3 protein-coding genes are annotated in these 2,699 nt (G+C 71.1%); 1 reads left to right on the top strand and 2 read right to left on the bottom strand.

From position 1 onward, the window contains the following. Window positions 1–30: 30 nt before the first annotated feature. Window positions 31–480 (bottom strand): nucleoside deaminase, encoded by a 450-nt coding sequence (locus EAO75_RS45395; RefSeq protein ID WP_148000957.1) that lies wholly within the window; start codon window positions 478–480, stop codon window positions 31–33. 187 nt (window positions 481–667) lie between these two features. After that, a complete protein-coding gene (locus tag EAO75_RS45390) occupies window positions 668–1,270 on the bottom strand; it encodes a TetR/AcrR family transcriptional regulator (protein ID WP_148000956.1) in 603 nt (200 codons plus the stop codon). 146 nt (window positions 1,271–1,416) lie between these two features. On the opposite strand from EAO75_RS45390, the gene EAO75_RS45385 reads away from it, so the two are divergent. Continuing rightward, a partial coding sequence (locus tag EAO75_RS45385; RefSeq protein WP_261989738.1) for a serine/threonine-protein kinase occupies window positions 1,417–2,699 on the top strand: 1,283 nt, incomplete at its 3' end.

Genomic DNA, 2,699 nt, shown 5'->3' with positions numbered 1-2,699 from the left:
ATGCGGGGGGTGGCGGGGTTACGGGGGTGGTCACTCACCGATGTCCTCGTTCCACAGGTCGGGTTGGTGCTCGATGAAGGCACGCATCATGTCGATGCACTCGGGATCGTCGAGAAGCACGATCTCCACACCATGCCCGGCCAGCCAGTCGTGCCCGCCGTGGAAGGTGACCGCCTCGCCGATCACCACCCGGGAGATACCGAACTGGCGGACCAGGCCGGAGCAGTACCAGCAGGGGGAGAGGGTGGTGACCATGGTCGTGCCGCGATACGAGCGCCGGCGTCCCGCCGCCCGGAACGCGGCCGTCTCCGCGTGCAAAGAGGGGTCACCGTCCTGCACCCGCCGGTTGTGGCCCCGCCCGAGCAGCTTCCCGTCGGCCCCGTACAGCGCGGCACCGATCGGAATACCACCCTCGCCGAGCCCGGCGCGGGCCTCCGCGAGCGCGGCCTGGAGCCACCCGCGTGCTTCTGACTGATCCATGCCCTCACTCTCCAGCGGCGGGCGGTCGCGGGCAACGGTGGGAAGGAGCGAGTCGGCTCGGCGGCGGGGCGTGACGCGGTGCTCGCCGTCGAAGGGGCGAACCAGGTCACGGTGTCCGGGCTGCGCAGGACTCCCAGGTGCCGTCGACCGGGCGTTCGCGCATCGGCCGCTGCACCTTGGTCGGCGTTCACCTCGGTTCTGCGCTGACCGACCGCCAGATCCGCTCCGCGAGGATCCCCGCCGCCTCGTCGAGGTCGACGTCGTGGATGCCGGAGAGCCAGCGGCGGGCGAGGCCGACGACCGGACCCAGGATCAGGGTCTCGATCAGAGGGAGGGGGAGCGGGGCCAACTCGCCGGATTCGACCCGGGGTTGGATCCAGAGGCCGAACGCCGACACGGGTGCCTCGTGACTGGCGCGGAGTTCATGGCCGTTGACCATGCTCTGGCGGTCCGAAAGCGGGGAGTGCACGAGGCGGGCGGCGTGTGGGTGCTCCTGGATGAAGGCGAGGTAGGCGCGCACGAGGGCGCGGACGCCGTCCTTGGCGGTGTCGGCGCCCTGCAGGGCCGTGATCCCGTCGCCCAGCAGCCGGCTCAGCCAGCGGTGCGAGAGTGCGAGGGTGAGGCCGTCGATGCTGCCGAAGTGGTGGTACAGGCTGCCCATGCTGACGCCGCTGGCCTTGGTGACGGCGCTGACGGTGAGGCCCTGTTCGCCCGACTCCGCGTACACCCGTAGCGCAGCGTCCAGGATGCGGTCCACAGTGGCCTCGCCGCGCTGCTGCTTGGGGCTCATCGGGCGGTCGTCCTCAGGGGCGGTTTACGTGCGGGTTCTGTGAGAGCCAGCCTAGAACACGTTTTTTCTAGAGGAACTTTCTAGAAACTCCTTCCAGTATGCCTGCTCGCCGCTGCACACTGTGCCGTGACACGAGGAGGGGCGGCGTGGCCGTGCGCAGGCTCAGGGAAGTGGATCTGGCGGGGAGCGGCGCTGAGCCACTGGAGGCCGAGGACCCTCCGGTGATCGGGTCGATTCCGCTCGTGGGGCGGCTCGGGACCGGCGGAATGGGGCGGGTGTACCTCGGGGTGCACGACGGAAAGTACGCCGCCGTCAAACAACTGCTGCCCTCCGTCGTCGCCGAGGACAAGGACTTCCTGCGCCGCTTCGGGCACGAGTTGGACAACCTCGCCCGGCTGCCCGCGTCGGCCACCGCCCCGTTGCTGGCCAGTGACCGCACCGCACGGCCGCCGTGGTTCGCCGGCGCGTACGTCCCCGGACTCACCCTGCGCGAGGCCGTCGAGCTGCAGGGCGGTTCCCTGCCCGCCGACTCGCTGTGGCTGCTGTTACGGGACTCCGCCTCGGGGCTGGCCGCCGTCCATGCGCTGGACATGGTGCACCGGGACGTCAAGCCGTCCAACGTCATGCTCACCCTCGACGGCCTCACCCTCATCGACTTCGGTGTCGCCCGCGCCGCCGAGCAGAGCCAGCTGACCCGGACCGGCATGGTGGTGGGCACCCCCGCCTACATGTCGCCCGAACAGGCCTCGGGTGCACGGCAGTTGGGCGGTGCCGTCGATGTGTTCGCGCTCGGTTCGGTCGTCGTGTACGCGGCTTGCGGGCGCCCGCCCTTCGGTGACGAGTCCGGGCACGGGGTGCTGTACCGGATCGTGCATGAGCAGCCCGACCTGGATCCGCTGCGCGCCCTCGACCCGGAGCTCGCCGAGGTCGTCGCGTCGTGCCTCGACAAGGATCCCGAGGGCCGCCCCACCGCCGTCGAACTCCTCGAACTCGCCTCGCGCCATGGGCCGTTCACGGATCCCCTGTGGCCGGACGTCGTCACCGAGCAGCTCTCCGAGCGGGCCGCATTCGCCGCGAAGGTGCCGGAGCTGGAGCTGGAGCTGGATCCCGGGCCGGAGCCGGAGCCGGAGGTCGAGCGGAAGTCCGAGGTCCGCCCGGAGCGGCCCGAGCGGCGGCGTACCCGGGTGTTCTTCGCCGTCGTACCCGTCGTGGTCGTGGCGGCCGCCACGACCATCGCCGTTCAACTACTGCCGTACGGGTCCCCCTCCGACGGCGCGTCCGGCGCCACCCCTTCCGCCTCCGTGCCGGCATCGTCCCTCCCTCCGTCCTCCTCGCCGCACGTGAGCCCCTCGGGCACGGCGGAGCCGACGAAGCGTGCGTCCTCCTCGCCGAACGGGAACGGGGACGGGGACGGCGCGAAGGGGAAGGG

Source organism: Streptomyces sp. UW30 (assembly GCF_008042075.1).
Lineage (GTDB): Bacteria > Actinomycetota > Actinomycetes > Streptomycetales > Streptomycetaceae > Streptomyces.
This window is presented reverse-complemented; position numbering and strand designations above follow the sequence as displayed.